Origin of the sequence: Pseudomonas sputi (assembly GCF_021603585.1) — a bacterium.
GTDB lineage: Bacteria > Pseudomonadota > Gammaproteobacteria > Pseudomonadales > Pseudomonadaceae > Aquipseudomonas > Aquipseudomonas sputi.
Genome location: NZ_BQHI01000046.1, coordinates 1 through 21,234, shown reverse-complemented (window position 1 = coordinate 21,234; position 21,234 = coordinate 1). Strand labels below are relative to the sequence as shown.

Annotated in this window: 20 protein-coding genes; 6 read left to right on the top strand and 14 right to left on the bottom strand. The window is 60.9% G+C overall.

Going from position 1 to position 21,234, the window contains the following annotated elements:
• Positions 1–2,159: beta-propeller fold lactonase family protein (locus tag L6D81_RS28810; RefSeq protein ID WP_236182930.1), on the top strand; the 2,159-nt coding region annotated here is incomplete at its 5' end.
• A gap of 94 nt (positions 2,160–2,253) precedes the next feature.
• On the opposite strand, the gene L6D81_RS28805 is transcribed toward L6D81_RS28810, so the two are convergent.
• The 5 genes from L6D81_RS28805 to L6D81_RS28785 all read right to left on the bottom strand — a co-directional run bounded on the left by L6D81_RS28805 (position 2,254) and on the right by L6D81_RS28785 (position 6,172).
• Positions 2,254–3,087: a helix-turn-helix transcriptional regulator gene (locus tag L6D81_RS28805; RefSeq protein ID WP_236182929.1), complete on the bottom strand. Its 834-nt coding sequence runs from the start codon at positions 3,085–3,087 to the stop codon at positions 2,254–2,256.
• A gap of 58 nt (positions 3,088–3,145) precedes the next feature.
• Complete coding sequence (locus L6D81_RS28800; protein ID WP_236182928.1) at positions 3,146–3,574, bottom strand: hypothetical protein; 429 nt, start codon at positions 3,572–3,574, stop codon at positions 3,146–3,148.
• A 116-nt stretch (positions 3,575–3,690) separates the two neighbouring features.
• Entirely contained in the window at positions 3,691–4,194 is a 504-nt protein-coding gene (locus L6D81_RS28795; protein WP_236182927.1) for a VOC family protein, read from the bottom strand.
• A 119-nt stretch (positions 4,195–4,313) separates the two neighbouring features.
• A complete protein-coding gene (locus L6D81_RS28790; RefSeq protein ID WP_236182926.1) occupies positions 4,314–4,985 on the bottom strand; it encodes a class I SAM-dependent methyltransferase in 672 nt (223 codons plus the stop codon).
• Positions 4,986–5,023: 38 nt separating this feature from the next.
• Positions 5,024–6,172, bottom strand: coding sequence for a GGDEF domain-containing protein (locus L6D81_RS28785; protein WP_236182925.1), 1,149 nt, complete (start codon positions 6,170–6,172; stop codon positions 5,024–5,026).
• A 109-nt stretch (positions 6,173–6,281) separates the two neighbouring features.
• Between L6D81_RS28785 and L6D81_RS28780 the strand changes: the two genes are divergently transcribed.
• Entirely contained in the window at positions 6,282–6,674 is a 393-nt protein-coding gene (locus tag L6D81_RS28780; protein WP_236182924.1) for a GFA family protein, read from the top strand.
• A 35-nt stretch (positions 6,675–6,709) separates the two neighbouring features.
• Here L6D81_RS28780 and L6D81_RS28775 read toward each other — a convergent pair whose 3' ends face one another.
• Positions 6,710–7,540, bottom strand: coding sequence for an alpha/beta fold hydrolase (locus tag L6D81_RS28775; RefSeq protein WP_236182923.1), 831 nt, complete (start codon positions 7,538–7,540; stop codon positions 6,710–6,712).
• Between the two features lie 240 nt (positions 7,541–7,780).
• On the opposite strand from L6D81_RS28775, the gene L6D81_RS28770 reads away from it, so the two are divergent.
• The 4 genes from L6D81_RS28770 (at position 7,781) to L6D81_RS28755 (ending at position 12,022) form a co-directional block, all read left to right on the top strand.
• Complete coding sequence (locus L6D81_RS28770) at positions 7,781–8,236, top strand: (2Fe-2S)-binding protein (RefSeq protein WP_007956954.1); 456 nt, start codon at positions 7,781–7,783, stop codon at positions 8,234–8,236.
• Between the two features lie 16 nt (positions 8,237–8,252).
• Positions 8,253–10,415 carry a xanthine dehydrogenase family protein molybdopterin-binding subunit gene (locus tag L6D81_RS28765; RefSeq protein WP_236182922.1) on the top strand — a complete coding sequence of 721 codons (2,163 nt, stop codon included), beginning with the start codon at positions 8,253–8,255 and terminating at the stop codon, positions 10,413–10,415.
• 1 nt (position 10,416) lies between these two features.
• Complete coding sequence (locus tag L6D81_RS28760) at positions 10,417–10,995, top strand: hypothetical protein (protein ID WP_236182921.1); 579 nt, start codon at positions 10,417–10,419, stop codon at positions 10,993–10,995.
• Positions 10,996–11,056: 61 nt separating this feature from the next.
• Positions 11,057–12,022, top strand: coding sequence for a sensor domain-containing diguanylate cyclase (locus L6D81_RS28755; protein ID WP_236182920.1), 966 nt, complete (start codon positions 11,057–11,059; stop codon positions 12,020–12,022).
• Between the two features lie 94 nt (positions 12,023–12,116).
• Here L6D81_RS28755 and L6D81_RS28750 read toward each other — a convergent pair whose 3' ends face one another.
• The 8 genes from L6D81_RS28750 to L6D81_RS28715 form a co-directional block, all read right to left on the bottom strand.
• A complete protein-coding gene (locus L6D81_RS28750; protein ID WP_236182919.1) occupies positions 12,117–12,542 on the bottom strand; it encodes a VOC family protein in 426 nt (141 codons plus the stop codon).
• 225 nt (positions 12,543–12,767) lie between these two features.
• On the bottom strand, positions 12,768–13,562 hold the full coding sequence (fabI, locus tag L6D81_RS28745; RefSeq protein WP_003202751.1) for an enoyl-ACP reductase FabI: 795 nt from the start codon (positions 13,560–13,562) through the stop codon (positions 12,768–12,770).
• 19 nt (positions 13,563–13,581) lie between these two features.
• On the bottom strand, positions 13,582–15,192 hold the full coding sequence (locus tag L6D81_RS28740) for an ABC transporter ATP-binding protein (RefSeq protein WP_236182918.1): 1,611 nt from the start codon (positions 15,190–15,192) through the stop codon (positions 13,582–13,584).
• Between the two features lies 1 nt (position 15,193).
• The gene (locus tag L6D81_RS28735) at positions 15,194–16,213 is read right to left on the bottom strand and encodes an ABC transporter permease (protein WP_085698849.1); all 1,020 of its coding nucleotides are present in this window, start codon (positions 16,211–16,213) and stop codon (positions 15,194–15,196) included.
• 1 nt (position 16,214) lies between these two features.
• Positions 16,215–17,288: a microcin C ABC transporter permease YejB gene (locus tag L6D81_RS28730; protein ID WP_236182917.1), complete on the bottom strand. Its 1,074-nt coding sequence runs from the start codon at positions 17,286–17,288 to the stop codon at positions 16,215–16,217.
• Positions 17,289–17,292: 4 nt separating this feature from the next.
• Positions 17,293–19,134, bottom strand: a complete 1,842-nt coding sequence (locus tag L6D81_RS28725) for an extracellular solute-binding protein (protein ID WP_236182916.1) — start codon at positions 19,132–19,134, stop codon at positions 17,293–17,295.
• Complete coding sequence (locus L6D81_RS28720) at positions 19,131–20,963, bottom strand: extracellular solute-binding protein (RefSeq protein ID WP_236182915.1); 1,833 nt, start codon at positions 20,961–20,963, stop codon at positions 19,131–19,133. Before L6D81_RS28720 ends, L6D81_RS28725 begins: the two co-directional genes overlap by 4 nt.
• Positions 20,964–21,119: 156 nt before the next feature.
• Positions 21,120–21,234 (bottom strand): transposase (locus L6D81_RS28715; protein WP_143497295.1); only part of this gene is annotated, 115 nt, incomplete at its 5' end.

The following is a 21,234-nucleotide window of genomic DNA, read 5'->3' as shown; positions in this document are numbered from 1 at the left end:
CGCTGGTGCTGGATCTTTCCAATGTGCCGAAGATCCTTCAGGCGGCCAACAACGGTGATGGCGCGGAGCTGGACGTTTCGGCGCTGACTGGCAACGCCACCTTGCGCGCCTCCGTCTGGCCGTTTATTGCGCTGGGGCAGAAAGTGTGGCTGCGCCTGGTCGGTACGAACGATGACAACACGTCTTATGCGAAAACCATCTGGAATGGTGGAAACGCTCAGACAAACCAGGGCTGGATCAACAATGGCTACTACGACGAATCGGTACCGAAGGCCGGACTGCAGAAGCTCAAGGACGGTTCTGCGTTGAGGATCGAGTTCAAGGCCGGTTTGAATGGCAGCCCGCTCGAAAGCGACGCGGTGACCTTTCCGGTGCGCACTTACACCATCAAGGCCATCGAGGACATCAAGCCCGCGATCACCTCGGTCAAGGGCTCGCCCAGCGGGGCCGACATACCTCAGGACGGATTCACCGTGGAAACGGCCGTGACCCTGACGGGCACGGCCAGCAAGGGCCAAGGCGTGAAAATCCTGGACGGCAACACCGATAAAGGCGACGCAACCGCAGACCCGGTTACCGGAATCTGGACCAAAACGGTCTCGGGGTTGGGCATAACCCCGCACAGCTTCACGGCCAAGGCGGTGTATGGTTTGGGGCAGGTCTCGGATCCGTGGACTCTTACCGTGACGCCTGTTGTCACACAGACCATCGACAAGATTCTGGACAACGCGGGCAAGGAAATACGGGAAGGCGAGACAACCGTCAGCCCCACCGTGACAGTGAGCGGGACGGCAAGCAAAGGGCAAAGTATCGAGATCTGGGAAGGAAACGGAGCCACCGCCGTCGTCATCGGCACGGCAATCGCAGACCGGACAACCGGCATCTGGGGAAAAACGTTCCCGCTGGCACCAGGCCCTCGCCGCTTGGTCGCGAAACGCTTGTACCCGGGCACCCCTCTCTGGAGCAATGTGCGCTTGTTGACGGTGGTCGCCCTAGTGAAGCCGACCATCGACAAGATCGAGGACGCCGCTGGTAGAGATATTCCGGAAGGCAGCACGACGACCAGCACTAACGTGAAACTCAAAGGCAAGGCCAGTGTTGGCCAGCAGGTCGAGGTATTCGACGGAACCGGTCCCAGTGCCGAGTCCAAAGGCAAGGCGACCGCTGATGCAAGTGGGGATTGGGAACTATCGATCCCCGTTGCAGAAGGCCCACATCGATTTGCTGCCCAGTCGCTTTACCATCCGAATCCAACGTATTCAAATGTGCGTACGCTGAACGTCTTCCACTCAGCAACCATTCCAGTCGGGAACGAGCCGGGAGGTATCGTAGCCCACCCGGACGGCTCCTTTGTCTATGTGTGTAATTTCAAAGGTGATTCAGTTTCGGTGATTGATACCGCAAGTCAGACGGTTATCAAGACCCTGAGTGTCGGCGGAGAGCCACCATGCATCGCAGTCCACCCGAACGGCCGCTTTCTCTATGTGACTACTTCCTCACCCAGTTCAGTCAAGGTGATCGATACCCTTAGTCAAACGGTTATAACGACTATCACTGTCGGATACACGGCGAGCGGGGTCGCCTTCCATCCTGACGGTTCTCGTGTCTACGTGTGTAATTTGTTCAGTCACTCAGTCTCGGTGATCGATACCCTGAGTCAAAGGGTTATCAAGACAATCACCGGCCTGACAAGTGCATTCAGGATCGCCGTCCACCCGGACGGCTCCCGGATTTACGTGGCTCAGCTAGCAGAGGGTAAAGTCTCGGTGATAGAGACCCTGAATCATACGGTTATCAAAATTATCTACACTGCGCAAAAACCTCGCGAAGTCGCCACCCATCCGGACGGCTCCTGTGTCTACGTGACTGATTACTATGGGGATGCAGTCTTGGTGATTGATACCCGAAGTCTGACGGTTATCAAGGCGATCGGCGTGCGAAGTCCTACAAAGGTCACCTTTCACCCGGACGGCTCCCGTGCCTATGTATGCCTCTATGCTGACAAGCTAGTCGCGGTGATTGATACGCAGAGTCACGCAGTCATCAAGACCGTCAGCGTTGGGCAAGGTCCAAGCGGAATCGCCGTCCATCCGGATGGCATCCGCCTCTATGTCTGTGATGCACCCAGCAGTACAGTCTCAGTTATTCCTGCAGAGTAAATGGGGACGCATTTATTTACCGGCGGCAGAAGTCGTGACCAATAACGTTGACAGTTACCTTCACGACCCGCAGCAATGCGGGCCGTTCTGTTTTTCACCCCCGATACTGCCCCGGCGTAGCCGCCAGATGCTGCTTGAACGCCCGCTGAAAATGCGCCTGATCAGCAAACCCCGCCTCCAGCGCCACATCCGCAATCAACTGCCCGCGCCGCAGACACTCGCGGGCAAACTGAATGCGCTGGTTGACCACAAACGCATGGGGCGTCATGCCGTAATGCTGTTTGAAGGCGCGGATCAGGTAGGACGGTGACAGTTCGGCGGCGGCGCAGATGTCGTCGAGGCTGAGCAGGTCGGTGCAGTGTTGGCGGATGAAGTCGGCGGCGCGTTCGAGTTTGAAGTTCGGTTCGCGCAACGGTTGTTCGATGGGGTTCAGGCGCAGTTGCAGCTCGCTGAAAAACTCCACGGCCGCGCTCTGTTTGCGCAATACGTCTTGCTGTTCGTCGACCAGCACGCCATACAACGCATTCAGGTCGCGAAACAGTCGAGCATCATTCAAATGGGTATCGGAAAATCGCCGAAACTCAAGCTCCGCACTGAATCCCAACTGATGCTGCAGATCCGTCAGCCAAGGCGTTTCCACATACAACATCAAATATGACCACGGCTGATCATCAATCGGATTGCACGCGTGCACGTCCCCCGGATTCATCAGCACCACCGTGCCGGCCGCCACTTCGAACGAGGATTGCTCATGCACATAGGTGCTACGGCCGGCGGTGATCGCGCCGATGGAAAAGTGCGCGTGGGAATGTCGTGAATAGCAGACTTCACGCCCATCGGCGATGCCCCGTGCTTCAATGAAGGGCAGGGCATCGTTGCGCCAGAAGCGCGGGGCTTGTTCGGGGTTCTTGGCGGCAGCGCTCTTCATCGTTGTGGTGTCCGGCAGTCGGGCCTGAGTTTAGCGAGCTTGGACTGCCGTTGGCCAGTCAACGCGATTCGGTGAACTGCAGACGATCGATGAGTACGTCGTTAGCGGGGACTTTGACCCGAGCCGTTGTAAACGTACGTTCAAGGGTGTGATTGAATTCTTTCTCGCCACCCTCACGAGGGGGGACATGAATCTCGGTGATTATTGAGCCATCTTGCGCAAGAAAACTCACAATCAAGCCTTTATCTGCGTTTGTATACCAAAAACTGAAGCTCTTTGGGGCCTGGCTCGGATGGATGTCCACGGTGCCTGAGCGAACGACCAGGACTTGCCCGTTGACGTGCGTACCACTTGAGCTCCTGATGGACATGGGCGCTTCAGTGCCTGGCAAAAGGCTAAAATGTACCCCGTTGCTGGTGAACGTCTGTCCAGGCGCAAAATCCTGTGAGGTCTGATCTTCGAAATCCACTGTAGTGAGGTTGTTCATGGCGGCATACCTTCATATGGAGGAATAGCCATGGTCGAGCAGCCTCAGGACAAAAACACCTGTCATATCTGACAGGTCACGAGGATTCCCGATGGGCGGTTGACTGGGTCAGCGGTTCAGTTCTGGCCGGCGAAGGCCCGCTCGAGTTCGGCGATGTCGAGTTTTTTCATCCCGAACATGGCCTGCATCGCCCGTTGGGCCTTGGTCTGGTCGGGGTCGGTCATCATGTGCATGAACGCCACCGGCACGATCTGCCACGACACGCCGAACTTGTCCTTGAGCCAGCCGCATTGCTGCGCCTCTACCGGCCCGCCGGAACCGAGGTTGCCCCAGAAATGGTCGACCTCTTCCTGGTTCTGGCAATTGACCTGAAACGAAATCGCTTCATTGAACTTGAACACCGGCCCGCCATTGAGCCCGGTGAAGCTCTGGCCGTCGAGTTCGAAACTGACGGTCATCACCGAGCCTTCCGGGCGGCCGTGGAATTCCTGGCCGACCTTGCTGTAGTGGGTGAGGGCGGTGATTTTCGAGTGGTCGAAGATCGAGCAGTAGAACTTCGCCGCCGCTTCCGCCTGATCGTCGAACCATAGGCACGGAGTCAGCTTTTGAAAGCGTTGCATGGCAGTCATCCTCGGCAGGTTGGACACGCTGGATTAATAGCGTAGTCAGTCTGTGGTCGGCTGGCAGCGCAACGGGCCGAATGGTCGGTTGCTGCGAATCAAGCCGAGGCTCCAGGGGGTTACCTGCGACGTTCGGCAATCATCAACAACGACTGTGGCACCGGGCTCTGCGGATGCTGCGGCTCGCGCAGGCCGGTCAACTGAAGGCCGGCCATGTCCAGCGCATTCAGCCAACTGGACAAGGTGCGGAAATACCATGGCATCGGCGACCACTTGCCCTGGAATCCGTCAAAGGTTTCCTCCCGCCAGCCGTCCTGATAATCACCCGCTGCCACCGACCACGGATGCAGCGTCTGGATCACCAGTGCTCCGCCGGGCACGAGCAGGGCGTTCATGGCCGCGAGCAGCGCAATGATGTCCTGATGCAGCAGGGAAAAGTTGGCGCAGATCAAGTCGAAATCGCGGCCGATGTCGACCTTTCCCTCAACCAAATCTTCGTAGCTGGCGACCTCCACGGGCGATGAGCCTGCCTCGCGCGCGGCCTCGACCAGCGTTGCATCACCGTCCACACCCACCGCGTCGAACCCGCGCTCGGCCAGCGCCCGCAACAGCCAGCCTTCGCCGCAACCCAGATCGAGCACGCGCTCCGGCTGGCGTCCCATCACCGCCAGCAACATCGCCTGATCGGTCACCTGCCGGCGGCTCTCGATGGCGCCGCTGCGCACGGCTTCGGTCCAGACCCGGGCGTTGTGGTGCCAGCTCTGGAGGAGGGTGGATTCCGGCGAGGACATGGCGAACTCCAACGTTGCGGGATGCAGGCAAGGATAGGTCAGGTGTAGTCGGCCAGCTGAATCCGGTTGCGACCGCCGCGCTTGGATGCATAGAGCGCGCTGTCACCCTGTTCGATCAACGCCGCGAGACTTGCCGGCGGCTGATCGAACACCTTGGCGCCGATACTCAGGGTGACGGCCTGCGGGGTGGTGTAGGTCTGGGAAGTCATCTGTTGGAACTGCTCGCGCAGTGCACTGCCCAGATCCATGATCCGGGCGTGGGACGCATCGCCCAGCAGCATCACGAATTCGTCGCCGCCCAGGCGTGCCGCCAGTGCGCCTTTGGGCAGTACCGCGCGGACCATTTCGCTGAGGGCGATGAGCAACCGGTCGCCGGCGGTGTGGCCGTACAGGTCGTTGATCAGTTTGAAGTTGTCGATGTCGATCAGCAGCAGCGCGCCGGGGCGGGTGCTGGAGACTTGGTCGAGCAGGCGCGGAGCACGGACTTCCAGAGCGCGGCGGTTGTACAGCGCAGTCAGCGGATCCCGGGCGGCCAGTTCGGCAATCTGCTTTTCCCGGCGGTAGCGCTCGGTGCCGGTCATCGACAGCGCGATCAACATGATCGCCATTGCGCCCTCGACCAGGGAAATCTGAATGATCTCGCCGCGAAGCGACGCGAGATCGATCAGCGTGCCCGGAATCACCGCAATGATCGCCTTGGTGAAATAGAACGCGCCGTGGATCAGCAACACATAACGCAATTGCACCGCGCCGACGCTCAACGATTTGCCGTGCGGGCGCAGCAACAGACTGGCCCGCAGCATCAACGCGGCCACCAGCAGCGAGTTGGCCATCAACATGATCTTCGACCACGACGGATCTTCCGGTAACAGCAGCAACGACAGCCAGAGCAGGAACATCAAGTACCAGGCCCGCGACAACCGCCGCTGGGTAAACCGCGCGACCCCCAGCAGAAACAGCCAGTGCGCGACCACCAGCAAGCCGTTGGCGAACCAGATGCCGATCAATGGATAACCGTTGGCGCGCAGCAGGGCCAGGCTCGAGCCGACGGTGATGGTGGCGAAACCGGCGCTCCAGAACAGCAGGGAAGGTTCGCGGATGCTGCGCCATTCGACCGCCAGATACAGGGCGGCCGCCGCGGCCAGGGCGGTGGAAATGGTCAGCATCGTGAGAGGATCGAGCGCCATGAAAGAGCAGGTCTGCCTGGAGAGTGTTAATGGGCCACGATTGTAAGCGTTCCCCCAGTGGGCTGCTATTTTCACTCACCGGATATTCCATTTTCAGGCGAGGTGTCCCATGGACCGATTGACCGGCGGTTGTCTGTGCGGCGAAGTACGGATCGAGGCGTCAGGGCGACCCTACAGGGTGGGCGTTTGCCATTGTCTTGACTGCCGCAAACACCAGGGCGCGCTGTTCGCTGCATCGGCAATCTTTCCCGAGGCGGCGGTGACGATCAGCGGCGAGACCCATGACTACGCGGGGCGACATTTTTGCCCGCGCTGTGGCTCGTCGGTGTTCGGCCGCAGTGGCGATGAAGTCGAGGTGAGTCTGGGTGCGCTGGATGCACCGGATCAATTCCAGCCCACCTACGAGCTGTGGACGGTGCGTCGCGAGTCGTGGCTGCCGGCCTTTCCATTGGCCAGACACTACGAGCGTGATCGTGAGCGAACGGGGCGAACCGAAGAATAGCCGGGATCAGGCAGGGCGCCTGACCCCGGCCACTATCAGCCGCGAATAAATGCCAGCAGATCCGCGTTGATTGTGGGCGCCTCGGTGGTCGGCATTCCGTGGGGGAAGCCCGGATAGATCTTCAGCGTGCTGTTTTTCAGCAGTTTCGCCGAGGCCACGCCGGCGTTTTCATAAGGCACGATCTGGTCGTCATCGCCGTGCATCACCAGCACCGGGATCGAAATGCTTTTCAGGTCGGCGGTGAAGTCGGTCTGCGAGAAGGCAACGATGCCGTCGTAGTGGGCCTTGGCGCCGCCCATCATGCCTTGGCGCCACCAGTTCGCAATGATCCCTTCCGATGGCGTGGCGCCAGGGCGGTTGTAGCCGTAGAACGGCCCGCTGGGCACGTCGCGATAGAACTGCGCACGATTGGCTGCCAGTTGCGCCTGAAGATCGTCGAACACTGATTTGGGCAGGCCATCGGGGTTGCTCTCGGTTTTCACCATCAGCGGCGGCACGGCGCTGATGATCGCGGCTTTCGATACCCGATCCTCGCCATGCCGGGCGATGTAGTGAATCACTTCGCCGCCACCGGTGGAATGGCCGACATGCACGGCTTTCTGCGTCCCCAGATGATTGACCACCGCCGCCACATCGTCGGCGTAGTGATCCATGTCGTGGCCGTCCCAGACCTGGCTGGAACGCCCGTGACCCCGCCGATCGTGGGCGACAACCCGGAAACCCTGCGCCAGGAAGAACAGCATCTGCGCATCCCAGTCGTCCGCACTCAGCGGCCAGCCGTGGTGGAAGTGAATGACCGGGGCGTCCTTGGGGCCCCAGTCCTTGTAGAAGATTTCGACGCCGTCTTTCGTTGTGACAAATCCCATGTTCGCGACTCCTGGAAAGTGTGAAAGGGCAGGTCTTGCGATGACAAGCGGTATCAACTGTAGGAGCAAACCCGGCACCCTGATCGATGATTTTCCGAACGGTGGCGGATGACCGGTGGTCGCGACGGCTGGTCGTCGGGTCAAAATGCGCTTAGCTGAAAGGGATAAGCCGAGGCGCGCACCGCCAACGATGGCCGTCGCAGCGCCCTTCAGAACACCGTGAGTCTGAGGAAGTCCCCGATGCTGACCTTGAACATCAATGGCAAGGATCAAGAGCTCGATGTCCCCGCGGACATGCCGTTGCTCTGGGTTCTGCGCGATGTCGCGCACCTGACCGGTACCAAATTCGGCTGCGGCATGGCCCAGTGCGGTGCCTGCACCGTACACGTCGATGGCGCACCGCTGCGCTCGTGCATCACGCCGGCCACGGCCGTCGCCCATGGCCAGAAAATCCTCACCATCGAAGGTTTGTCCAGCGACGGTTCGCACCCGGTGCAGCAGGCCTGGGCCGAACTGGACGTGGTGCAGTGCGGTTATTGCCAGTCCGGGCAAATCATGTCCGCCGCCGCATTGCTGGCGAAAATTCCCAAACCCACCGACAGCGATATCGATCAGGCGCTCTCCGGCAACATCTGCCGCTGCGGCACCTATCCAAGAATCCGCGCGGCGGTCAAACGTGCCGCCGACATCGGCTGAGCGGGGGAAGTGAGTGATGAACAGTCCTGTATCCCGTCGTGGATTTCTCAAGGGCAGCGCTGTGCTTGGCGGTGGTCTGGTGGTGGCGTTCGTGGTGCCTGGCGGCAACCGGTTCGCCATGGCGGCCGAGAATGAAGGCAAAGTGTTTGCGCCGAACGCGTTCCTGCGCATCGCGGCGGACAACAGCGTTACTGTGCTGCTCGGCCATTCGGAAATGGGCCAGGGCATTTGGACCGGCCTGACCATGTTGATCGCCGAGGAGCTGGACGCTGATTGGTCGAAAATCCGCGTCGAGCACTCCCCAGCCTCGGCCGCCGATTACGGCATGCCGGCGTTTGGCGGGATGCAGATTACCGGCGGCTCCACTTCAACCTGGATGGAGTTCGACCGCTACCGACTTGCCGGCGCCACGACGCGGCAGATGCTGATCGAGGCTGCGGCCAAGCGCTTCAATGTGGCGCCGTCGACGATCCGCACCGAATCCGGCGTGGTGATTGCCGGCGACAGCCGCGCCACCTACGGCGAACTGGCGGACGCCGCCGGTCAACTGCCGGTGCCGGATCCGAAGTCGATTACCTTCAAGGAAGCCAAGGACTGGAAAGTCATCGGCAAACCCACCAAACGCCTCGACACCCCGGAAAAAATCACCGGTCGCGCCAAATTCGGCATGGACGTGCAGTTCGACGGATTGATGACGGCGATGGTCGCCCGGGCGCCGGTGTTTGGCGCCACGGTGAAATCCTTCGAAGGCGCAGAAGCCCTGGCGATTCCCGGCGTGCACAAAGTGGTGCAGGTGCCGACCGGTGTGGCGGTGGTCGCCGAGCACTACTGGGCGGCGAAACTCGGTCGCGATGCGCTGAAGGTCGATTGGGATCTGGGGCCGAACGCTGATCTGAGCAGTGAAAAATTGTTGGCGAGCTTCCGCAAACTGGCGGCCACACCGGGCACCTCGGCGGCGCAGGTCGGCGATGCCAAGGGTAACTTCGGCAAGGCCGCGAAGAAAATCGACGTCGAATACAGCGTGCCGTACCTGGCCCACGCGCCGATGGAACCGCTCAACTGCACGGTGAAGATCAGCGCCGACAAGTGCGAGATCTGGACCGGTACCCAGTTCCAGACCCTGGATCAGATGGTCGCCGGCAAGATCACCGGGCTCAAACCGGAGCAGGTCGAGATCCACACCGAATTCCTCGGCGGCGGCTTCGGCAGGCGGGCCAACCCGACCTCGGACTTTGTCGCCGAAGCGGTGCAAGTGGCCAAGGCTGCCGCGATGCCGGTGAAAACCGTGTGGTCGCGCGAAGACGATATTCGCGGTGGTTACTACCGCTCGATGTTCCTGCATCAGGCGAAGATCGGCCTCGGCGCCGACGGCCTGCCGCTGGCCTGGCAGCATGTGCTGGTGGGGCAGTCGATCATGGCCGGCACCATGCTCGAGAAAACCATGGTCAAGAACGGCGTCGACCAGACCTCGGTCGAAGGCGTTTCCGACAGCCCGTACATCAAGGGTCTGGCTCATCATCAGGTCGATCTGCATTCGCCGACCACCGGGATCAACGTGCTGTGGCTGCGTTCGGTGGGCCATAGCCACAGCGCATTTGTCATGGAGTCGCTGATTGATGAAATGGCTGCGGTGGCAGGCAAGGATCCGGTGGAATACCGACGAGCGTTGCTCAAGGAGCACGCCCGGCATCTTGGTGTGCTGAATCTGGCGGTGGAGAAAGCCAACTGGAAAGCCCCGCTGCCGGACGGCCATGCGCTGGGCGTGGCGGTGCACGAGTCGTTCGGCAGTTACGTGGCGCAGGTGGCGGAGGTGTCCCAGGACAATCTGGCGATTCGCGTGCATCGCGTGGTCTGCGCGGTGGACTGCGGGATTGCGGTCAACCCGCAGAGCATCGCGGCGCAGATGGAGTCGTGCATCACCTTCGGCCTGGGCATGGCGCTGCACAGCAAACTGACCCTCAAGGACGGCCAAGTCGTGCAGTCCAACTATCACGACTATCAGGTCTTGCGCCTCAATGAAATGCCGGTGGTCGAGGTGCACATCGTGCCGAGCAGCGAGAAACCCGGCGGCATCGGCGAGGCGGGTGTGCCGCCCACGGCGCCGGCGGTGGCCAACGCGGTGTTCGCCCTGACCGGGCAGCGCCTGCGGGAACTGCCGCTGCAACTGTCGGGGGTGTGAGATGAAACGACATCTGTTGTTGGGCACGGTGATGCTGCTTGGGTTGGGCGGTTACGCCTCGGATCTGTTTGCCGACGATCAGGAAGCCTTGAAAGCCTTCGGCACGGTGCAGAAAGTCTTCCAGAGCCCGCGCTGTCAGAACTGTCACATTCCCGGCGATTCGCCGTTGCAATTGGACGCTGGCATTCCTCACGCGATGAGCGTGGTGCGCGGCATGGACGGCAAGGGCGCGGCCGGTTTGCCCTGCGCCACCTGCCACGCCGAAAGCAATCCGCCAGCCAGTTACGGCCCTCATGCGCCACCGGGGGCGCCGCACTGGAGCCTGCCGCCGGCCGCCCACAAAATGGCCTGGATCGGCCTGCCGCCGGATCGGTTGTGCGCCATGATCAAGGACCGCGCCAGCAACGGTGACCGGGATTTTGCCGCGCTGATCAAGCACGTCAGTGAAGACAAACTGGTGCTCTGGGGCTGGAATCCCGGGACCGGGCGCGCGCCGGTGCCAGTGCCGCACGATGTCTTCGTGACCCAGTTCAAGCTTTGGGCCGATGCAGGCGGGCCATGTCCGGTGGCCGGCGGATGAGAGGTTGAGTCATCGCTGATTCGGGCTACGCTCAAGGGCATCGACGACAAAGGAGTGTGTGATGCTGGTTCCCGGCAAACCTGCCAATGAGTCTGTCCGTATTCAAGCGCTGCAGGGTCTGAAACTGCTCGATTCCGCACCGGAAGAGCGCTTCGACCGCCTGACACGTCTGGCCAAGCGGCTGTTCAACGTGCCGATCGCGCTGGTCACGCTGGTGGACAAGGATCGCCAGTGGTTCAAGTCCTGCGTGGGCCTGGGCGTCACTGAAACCCCACGGGATGTCTCGTTCTGCGGCCACGCGATCCTAAAGGACGAACTGCTGCTGGTGCGCGATGCCCGTGAGGACGAGCGTTTTCACGACAATCCGCTGGTGATCGGTGATCCGAACATCCGGTTCTACGCCGGGTATCCGCTGACCGTGCCCAACGGCAACAAGATGGGCACCTTGTGCCTGATCGACACCAAACCTCGCGATCTCGACGATGAGGAGCGTGCCCTGTTGCGCGATCTGGCCGGCATGGCCGAGCAGGAATTGATGGCCGTGCAGATGGCGAGCATGGACGAGCTGACGCTGCTGTCCAACCGTCGCGGCTTCAAGATGCTGGCCCAGCACGCGCTGGATGCCTGCGCACGGCTGGAAAAACCGGCGACGCTGCTGTTTTTCGACCTCAATGATTTCAAGCAGATCAACGACCTTTATGGCCATGCCGAGGGCGACAGTGCGCTCAAAACCTTTGCCGATGTGTTGCGTATCGCCTTTCGCGAGAGCGATGTGGTGGGACGGTTGGGCGGTGATGAATTCGTGGCGTTGCTGACCGGCTCAAGCCATGTCGAAACGACGGCGATCATGGCGCGACTCAAGGAAATCCTCGAAGAGCGCAATGCCACGTTGCACCGCGGCTACGCGATTCGCTTCAGCGTCGGCCAGATCGAATACAAACCGCAGCGCCATGACACCGTGGATAAGTTGCTGGCGGATGCGGATGCAGCGATGTATGAGCATAAGCAGGCGTTGAAGCGTTGCTAGTGCTGACCTCATCGCGAGCAAGCTCGCTCCCACAGGAGGCGTATTTCAACGGATGGGAGCGAGCTTGCTCGCGAAGGCGCTTTCACAGGCGCTGTTATTTGGCAAACAACTGCCCGATATCCTTGAACGCCTTGAACTCCAGCGCATTGCCGCACGGATCAAACAGAAACATCGTCGCCTGTTCGCCCACCAGTCCCTGAAACCGAATCCCCGGTTCGATCACGAACCGCGTGTCCAGTGACTTCAAACGCTCGGCCAACGCATGCCATTGCTCCATGCCCAGCACCACGCCGAAATGCGGCACCGGTACGTCATGGCCGTCCACGGCGTTGGTGTGCGCCGCTTCCTGCGAAGCGCTCTTCGGCGCCAGGTGAATCACCAGTTGATGGCCAAAGAAATTGAAGTCGACCCAGTGATCGCTGGAGCGACCTTCCTCGAGCCCGAACACTTCACGGTAAAAATGCCGGGCGGCGGCGAGGTCGTACACGGGAATGGCCAGATGGAAAGGGCTGAGTGACATGGCGCGATCTCTATCAACAGTTGAGGTGAACCGAGTCTAGCGCTGTGCTTTTCGATTGTGGGAGCGAGCGTGCTCGCGATGACGTTATCAGGCGCACTCGCGGCGTTGATTGACACACCGCGATCACCAGCAGGCTGGTTGCCACAGGAAAAGCGGTGTCAATCAAATCGCAGGCATGAAAAAGCCCGCCAATGATGGGCGGGCTTTTTAACGGCAGCGCGAAGATTACTCTTCGATATTGCCCATGGCGGTGGTGTTGAAGCCGCCGTCCACGTACATGATTTCACCGCTGATGCCCGACGCCAGGTCGGAGCACAGGAAGGCGCCGGCGTTGCCGACTTCTTCGATGGTGACGTTGCGACGCAGCGGGGTTTGCGCTTCGTTGGCGGCCAGCATCTTGCGGAAGTTCTTGATGCCGGAAGCGGCCAGGGTGCGGATCGGACCGGCCGATACGCAGTTGACGCGGGTGCCGTCCGGGCCCAGGGAACCGGCCAGGTAACGCACGCCGGCTTCCAGCGAAGCCTTGGCCATGCCCATCACGTTGTAGTTCGGCATGGTGCGCTCGGCGCCCAGGTAGGACAGGGTCAGCAGGCTGCCGTTGCGGCCTTTCATCATTTCGCGACCGGCTTTGGCCAGGGCCACGAAGCTGTAGGCGCTGATGTCGTGAGCGATGCGGAAACCTTCACGGGTGGTGGCTTCGGTGAAGTCGCCGTCCAGTTGGTCGCCCGGAGCGAAGCCGACGGAGTGCACGATGCAGTCCAGGCCGTCCCACTTCTTGCTCAGTTCTTCGAAGACCTTGGCGATTTCTTCATCGCTGGCCACGTCGCACGGGAAGCACAGCTCAGGGCTCGAACCCCAGCCCTGTGCGAACTCTTCCACACGACCTTTCAGTTTGTCGTTCTGATAAGTGAAGGCAAGCTCAGCGCCCTCGCGATGCATGGCGGCAGCGATGCCGGATGCGATGGACAGCTTGCTGGCGACACCGACGATCAGTACGCGCTTACCGGCGAGAAAACCCATGTGTTGCTCCTCTTTCAGGTTATTGCGCAGTGGCTGGTGCCAGAAAAGCGGCTTCCAGCAACTGCTGTGTATACGGATGTTGGGGGGCGGCAAAGATACTTTGCGCGTCTCCCTGTTCGACCACTTGGCCATGCTTGACCACCATCAGCTGGTGGCTCAGCGCTTTGACGACAGCCAGGTCATGGCTGATGAACAAATACGTCAGGTTGTATTTGGCTTGCAGTGAACGCAACAGCTCCACCACTTGCCGCTGCACCGTCCGGTCGAGGGCCGAAGTCGGCTCGTCCAGAAGGATCAGCGCCGGTTTGAGCACCAGGGCCCGGGCGATGGCAATCCGCTGCCGTTGCCCACCGGAAAATTCATGGGGGTAGCGGTGCCGGGTTTCCGGATCCAGACCTACCTCCTTCAATGCCGCAACAATTGCCGCTTCCTGCTCGGCGGCGGTGCCCATCTTGTGGATCCGCAAGCCTTCGCCAACGATGTCATTCACGCACATCCGCGGGCTCAGGCTGCCGAACGGGTCCTGAAACACCACCTGCATCTCCCGGCGCAGCGGCCGGACTTCGCTCTGCGTCAGGCAGTCCAGCTGCTTGCCTTCAAAACGGATCCCGCCCTGGCTGCCGATCAACCGCAGGATCGCCAGACCCAGGGTGGATTTGCCGGAACCGCTTTCGCCTACAATCCCCAGGGTCTGCCCCTGAGGCAGGCTGAAGTTGATGCCGTTCACTGCCTTGACGTGATCCACCGTGCGCTTGAGCAGGCCTTTCTTGATCGGGAACCAGACTTTCAGATCTTCGACTTCAAGCAGCGGCGCCCCGATTTTATTGCTCGCCGGGCCTCCGCTGGGCTCCGCGCCAAGCAGTTCCCGAGTGTACGGATGCTGCGGCGAACGGAACAGCTCTGCGCACGATGCCTGTTCGACGATGCAACCGCGCTGCATGACACATACACGATGCGCAATTCTTCGCACGAGGTTCAAATCGTGACTGATCAGTAACAGCGCCATGCCCAATCGGGCCTGTAACTCCTTGAGCAGGTCGAGGATTTTCAGCTGAACGGTCACGTCCAGCGCGGTGGTCGGTTCGTCGGCGATCAGCAATTCCGGCTCGTTGGCCAGGGCCATGGCGATCATCACCCGCTGACGCTGGCCGCCGGACAATTCGTGGGGCAGGGCCTTGAGGCGCTTGTGCGGCTCGGGGATGCCGACCATTTCCAGCAACTCCAGCGTGCGCCGGGTCGCGACCTTGCCGGTCAGGCCCTTGTGAATGCCCAGCACCTCGTTGATCTGCTTCTCGATCGAGTGTAGCGGGTTGAGCGAGGTCATCGGCTCCTGAAAGATCATCGCGATCCGGTTGCCGCGAATGTGCCGGATGGTCTTTTCGCTCAGCTCCAGCAGGTTCTGTCCGGAATAATTGATGCTGCCGGCCGGATGCCGCGCCAGCGGGTAGGGCAGCAGGCGCAGGATCGAATGCGCCGTCACCGACTTGCCCGAGCCGCTTTCGCCCACCAGCGCCAGGGTTTCGCCGCGCTTGATGTCGAAACTCACGCCTTCGACCACCCGTTGCACGCGATCACCGATGCCGAATTCGACGGCCAGGTCGCGGATTTCGATCAGATTGTCCTGATTCATGTCACTTCCTCGGGTCGAAGGCATCGCGAGCGGACTCGCCGATGAACACCAGCAAACTCAACATCAGCGCCAATACCGCAAACGCGCTCATGCCCAGCCACGGCGCCTGCAGGTTGGATTTGCCCTGGGCCACCAGTTCACCCAGCGACGGACTGCCGGCCGGCAAGCCGAAACCGAGGAAGTCCAGGGCGGTGAGGGTGCCGATGGCGCCGGTCAGGATGAAGGGCATGAAGGTCATGGTCGACACCATGGCGTTAGGCAGGATGTGGCGGAACATGATCGCGCCGTTCTGCATGCCCAGCGCTCTTGCCGCGCGTACGTATTCGAGGTTGCGCCCGCGCAGGAACTCGGCGCGCACCACGTCCACCAGGCTCATCCACGAGAACAGCAGCATGATCCCCAGCAGCCACCAGAAGTTCGGCTGGACGAAACTGGCAAGAATGATCAGCAGGTACAGCACCGGCAAACCCGACCAGATCTCCAGGAAACGCTGGCCGGCCAGATCGACCCAGCCGCCATAGAAGCCCTGCAAGGCGCCGGCGATCACGCCGATGATCGAGCTGAGCACGGTCAGCGTCAGGGCGAACAGCACCGAGATACGGAAGCCGTAGATCACTCGCGCCAGCACATCGCGGCCCTGATCGTCGGTGCCCAGCAGGTTGTCCGCCGAGGGCGGGGCGGGGGCCGGGACTTTCAGGTCGTAGTTGATGCTCTGGTAACTGAACGGAATCGGCGCCCATAGCACCCATGCGTCCTTGGCCTTGAGCAGTTCGCGGATGTACGGGCTCTTGTAGTTGGCTTCCAGCGGGAATTCGCCGCCGAAGGTGGTTTCCGGGTAGCGCTTGATCGCCGGGAAGTACCAGTTGTTGTCGTAGTGCACCACCAGCGGCTTGTCGTTGGCGATCAGTTCGGCACCGAGGCTCAGGCCGAACAGGATCAGGAACAGCCACAGCGACCACCAGCCACGCTTGTTGGCCTTGAACAGTTCGAAGCGCCGGCGGTTGAGAGGGGACAGGTTCATCTCAATGCTCCCGGCTGGCAAAGTCGATGCGCGGATCGACAAGGGTGTAGGTAAGGTCGCCAATCAGTTTCACCACCAGCCCCAGGAGGGTGAAGATGAACAGGGTGCCGAACACCACCGGGTAATCGCGGTTGATCGCCGCTTCGAAACTCATCAGCCCGAGGCCATCGAGGGAGAAGATCACTTCCACCAGCAGGGAACCTGTGAAGAAGATGCCGATGAACGCCGACGGAAACCCGGCGATCACCAGCAGCATCGCGTTGCGGAATACGTGACCGTAGAGCACGCGGTGACGGGTCAGGCCCTTGGCCTTGGCGGTGACCACGTACTGCTTGTTGATTTCGTCGAGGAAGCTGTTTTTGGTCAGCAGGGTCATGGTCGCGAAGTTGCCGATCACCAGTGCCGTCACCGGCAGCACCAGGTGCCAGAAGTAATCGAGGATCTTGCCGCCCAGGCTCAGCTCATCGAAGTTGTTCGAGGTCAGGCCCCTGAGCGGAAACCAGTCCAGATAACTGCCGCCGGCAAACACCACGATCAGCAGAATCGCAAACAGGAACGCCGGAATCGCATAACCGACGATGATCGCCGAACTGGTCCAGACGTCGAAATGGCTGCCGTGCCGTGTGGCCTTGGCGATCCCCAGCGGGATCGACACCAGGTACATGATCAGTGTGCTCCACAGCCCGAGGGAGATCGACACCGGCATCTTTTCCTTGATCAGGTCGATGACCTTGGCGTCGCGGAAGAAGCTGTCGCCGAAATCCAGCTTCGCGTAGTTCTTGACCATGATCCACAGACGTTCCGGGGCCGACTTGTCGAACCCGTACATCTTCTCGATTTCCTTGATCAACGCCGGGTCCAGGCCCTGCGCGCCGCGATAGGAGGAGCCGGCCACCGACACCTCGGCACCGCCGCCGGCGATGCGGCTGGTGGCGCCTTCGAAGCCTTCGAGCTTGGCGATCATCTGCTCCACCGGCCCGCCGGGCGCGGCCTGAATGATCACGAAGTTGATCAGCAGAATGCCGAACAGGGTCGGGATGATCAGCAGCAGTCGCCGAAAAATGTACGCCAGCATCTGATTACTCCGTGCCCGCAGGGTCGACTTGCAGTTGGGTTTCGACTTCTACCGCAGGTGGAGTATCGGGTTTGACCCACCAGGTGTTAATGCCGATGTCGTACTTGGGGGAGACTTTCGGGTGGCCGATGTGGTTCCAGTACGCCACGCGCCAGGTCTTGATGTGCCAGTTGGGGATCACGTAGTAGCCCCATTGCAGCACACGGTCCAGTGCACGGGCGTGGGCCACCAGGCTTTTGCGCGAATCGGCGTTGATCAGGCTTTCGACCAGTTGATCGACGATCGGGTCTTTCAGGCCCATGGAGTTGCGGCTGCTGGGTTTGTCGGCGGCGGCGCTCATCCAGAACTCGCGCTGCTCGTTGCCCGGCGAGTTGGACTGCGGGAAGCTGCCGACCATCATGTCGAAGTCCCGTGAACGCACGCGATTGACGTATTGCGAGACGTCGACGCGGCGGATCACCAGATCGATGCCGAGGTCGCTGAGGTTGCGCTTGAACGGCAACAGCACGCGCTCGAATTCGGTCTGCGCCAGCAGGAATTCGATGACCACCGGTTTGCCGGTGGCATCGACCATCTTGTCGTCGACGATTTTCCAGCCGGCCTCTTGCAGCAACTGATACGCCTCGCGCTGTTGCGTGCGGATCATGCCGCTGGCGTCGGTTTTCGGATTTTCGAAGGCTTCGCTGAACACCTGCGCCGGCAGCTGGCGGCGGAACGGATCGAGGATTGCCACCTGTTCTGCATCCGGCAGGCCGGTGGCGGCCATTTCCGAGTTTTCAAAGTAACTGCGGGTGCGCGCATAAGCGCCGTTGAACAGTTGCTTGTTGGTCCATTCGAAGTCGAACAGCAGGCCGAGGGCCTGGCGTACCCGCACGTCCTGAAACACCGGACGACGCAGATTGAAGACGAAGCCCTGCATGCCGGTCGGGTTGCTGTTGGCAATCTGCTCCTTGATCAGTCGCCCTTCGGTCACTGCCGGCACGTTGTAGGCATTGGCCCAGTTTTTCGCGGCCATTTCCAGCCAGTAATCGAACTGCCCGGCCTTCAAGGCTTCGAGTGCGACGGTGTTGTCGCGGTAATAGTCGGTGGTCATCACATCGAAGTTGTAGAAGCCGCGATTGACCGGCAAGTCCTTGCCCCAGTAATCCTTGACCCGCTCATAACGCACCGAGCGCCCGGCCTTCACTTGGGTGACCTTGTACGGGCCGCTGCCCAGCGGGATTTCCAGGTTGCCCTTGTTGAAATCACGCTCGGCCCACCAGTGTTTCGGCAGCACCGGCAATTGACCGAGGATCAGCGGCAGTTCGCGGTTATTGGTGTGCTTGAACTTGAACAGCACCTTGAGCGGGTCTTCGGCGATTACCTCCTCAACGTCGGCGTAGTAGCCGCGATACATCGGCGCGCCTTCCGTGGTCAGCGTCTGGAAGCTGAACACCACGTCGTCGGCGCGTATCGGGTGGCCGTCGTGAAACTTCGCTTCGGGGCGCAGGTAGAAGCGTACCCAACTGTTGTCCGGGGCTTTTTCGATCTTGCCGGCGATCAGACCGTATTCGGTGAACGGCTCGTCCAGACCCTGTTTGGCGAGGGTGTCGTAGATCATGCCGATATCATCTGCCGGCACACCCTTGCTGATGAACGGATTGAGGCTGTCGAAACCGCCGAAGCCGGCCTGACGGAAGATCCCGCCCTTGGGCGCGTCGGGGTTCACGTAATCAAAGTGCTTGAAGTCGGCGGGGTATTTCGGCGGCTCGTTGTACAGGGTCACGGCGTGTTGCGGAGCGGCACAGGCCAGCCCGGCGAACAGCAGACCGCTGGCCTGCACGAGCAGGGCGCGGATAGGTTTCATCGATCTTTCTCCGAAGATTTCAGCCACCACGCGCTCAGGCCCAGGGTGTAGGGCGGCGTGGTGACGAAGGCGAACCGGTTGCGGTACGCCAGACGGTGATAATTGAGGTACCAGTTGGGAATGCTGTAGTGCTGCCAGAGCAGCACGCGATCCAGCGCCTTGCCGGCGGCGACCTGTTCATCGCGGGTGCGGGCGGCGAGCAGTTGCTCGAGCAGGTGGTCGACCACCGGGTTGGCGATGCCCGCGTAATTCTTGCTGCCCTTGACCCCGACCTGGCTGGAGTGGAAGTACTGCCACTGTTCCAGTCCGGGGCTGAGGGTCTGGCTGAGGGTCATCAGAATCATGTCGAAATCGAACTGATCCAGACGCTGTTTGTACTGGGCGCGATCCACCGTGCGCAGACGCGCGTCGATGCCGATGCGGTTGAGGTTTTCGATATACGGCTGGAGGATCCGTTCCAGATTCGGATTGACCAGCAGCAGTTCGAAACGCAGCGGCTGGCCGACGGCGTTCTGCAGGCGCTGGCCGTTGAGCTTCCAGCCGGCCTCGGCCAGCAACGCCAAGGCTTTGCGCAGGGTTTCCCGCGGGATGCCGCGGCCGTCGGTCTGCGGCAGCGTGAACGGCTCGGTGAACAGCCGCGCCGGCAGTTGATCCTTGTAGGGTTTTAGCATCAGCCATTCATGGCCGACCGGCAGGCCGACGGCGCTGAATTCGCTGTTGGGGTAGTAGCTGGTGGTGCGCTTGTAGGCGTCGCTGAACAGCGCGCGATTGGTCCATTCGAAGTCGAACATCAGGCCCAGCGCTTCGCGCACCTTGATATCGGCGAAGGCCGGGCGCCGGGTGTTCATGAACAGACCCTGGCTTTGGGTCGGGATCTGGTGCGGGATCTGCGCCTTGATCACGTCGCCACGACGCACGGCCGGAAAGTTGTAGCCGTTGGCCCAATTCTTGGCCTGATGCTCGATATAGATGTCGAACTCGCCGGCCTTGAACGCTTCGAAGGCCACATCGCTGTCGCGGTAGAACTCGACTTCCATGCGATCGACGTTGTACTTGCCGCGATTGACCGGCAGGTCCTTGCCCCAGTAGTCCTTGACCCGCTCGAAAATCAACTGCCGCCCCGGCGTGACCGAGGTGATGCGGTACGGCCCGCTGCCCAGCGGCGGTTCGAAGGTGGTGGCCTTGAAGTCACGGCCCTTCCAGTAATGCTGGGGCAGCACCGGCAATTCGCCCAGACGCAGGATCAGCAACGGATTGCCGCTGCGCTTGAGCACAAACCGGATGCGCTGCGGGTTGAGGATGTCGACCCGCAGCACTTCCTGAAGGGCGGTGCGGTACAGCGGGTGACCTTCCTTGAGCAGCAGGCGATAGGAGAACGCCACGTCGTACGCGGTGATCGGCGTGCCGTCGTGGAAGCGCGCTTGCGGGCGCAGGTTGAACACGACCCAGCTGCGATCTTCGCTGTACTCCACCGACTGGGCGATCAAACCGTAACTGGACGCCGGTTCGTCACCGGACGGCGCGTATTGCCCGGTGCCGACCATCAGCGGCTCGTTCAGCTCGTTGATGCCGTATTGCAGAAAATTCGCCGTGGTGACCGGGCTGGTGCCCTTGAACGTGTAGGGATTGAGCGTATCGAAGGTGCCAAACGCCATCACCCGCAACGTACCGCCCTTGGGCGCTTGCGGGTTGACCCAGTCGAAGTGGGTAAATCTGGCCGGGTACTTGAGCGTGCCGAACTGCGCATAACCGTGGCTTTCGGTGATCGTCGCGCTGACGGGGGAGCTCAAGGCCAGGCTGATCAGGAGCAGGAGGAGGGGACGCTTCAAGTCAGATCCGATCCAGGCGGCTTGGGCTTTGTGGGCCGTACAGTAACAGCTTGTATGGACAGGAAAAAGACAGGGGCTTAATGCGCGGTTAATTGCGGGAGCTGTCTGCGCCAATCTAAGGAAATATCAAAAAATGACAGGCGAAAAAAAGGTTCATCACGGATTGCCGGGAAACACGCTCTTGATCTTCATGAAAAAGAATTCGCTATCCCGGTAACCGTACGCCATCCGTTTGATGACCTTTATTCGATTGTTTATGCCTTCCAGCTGA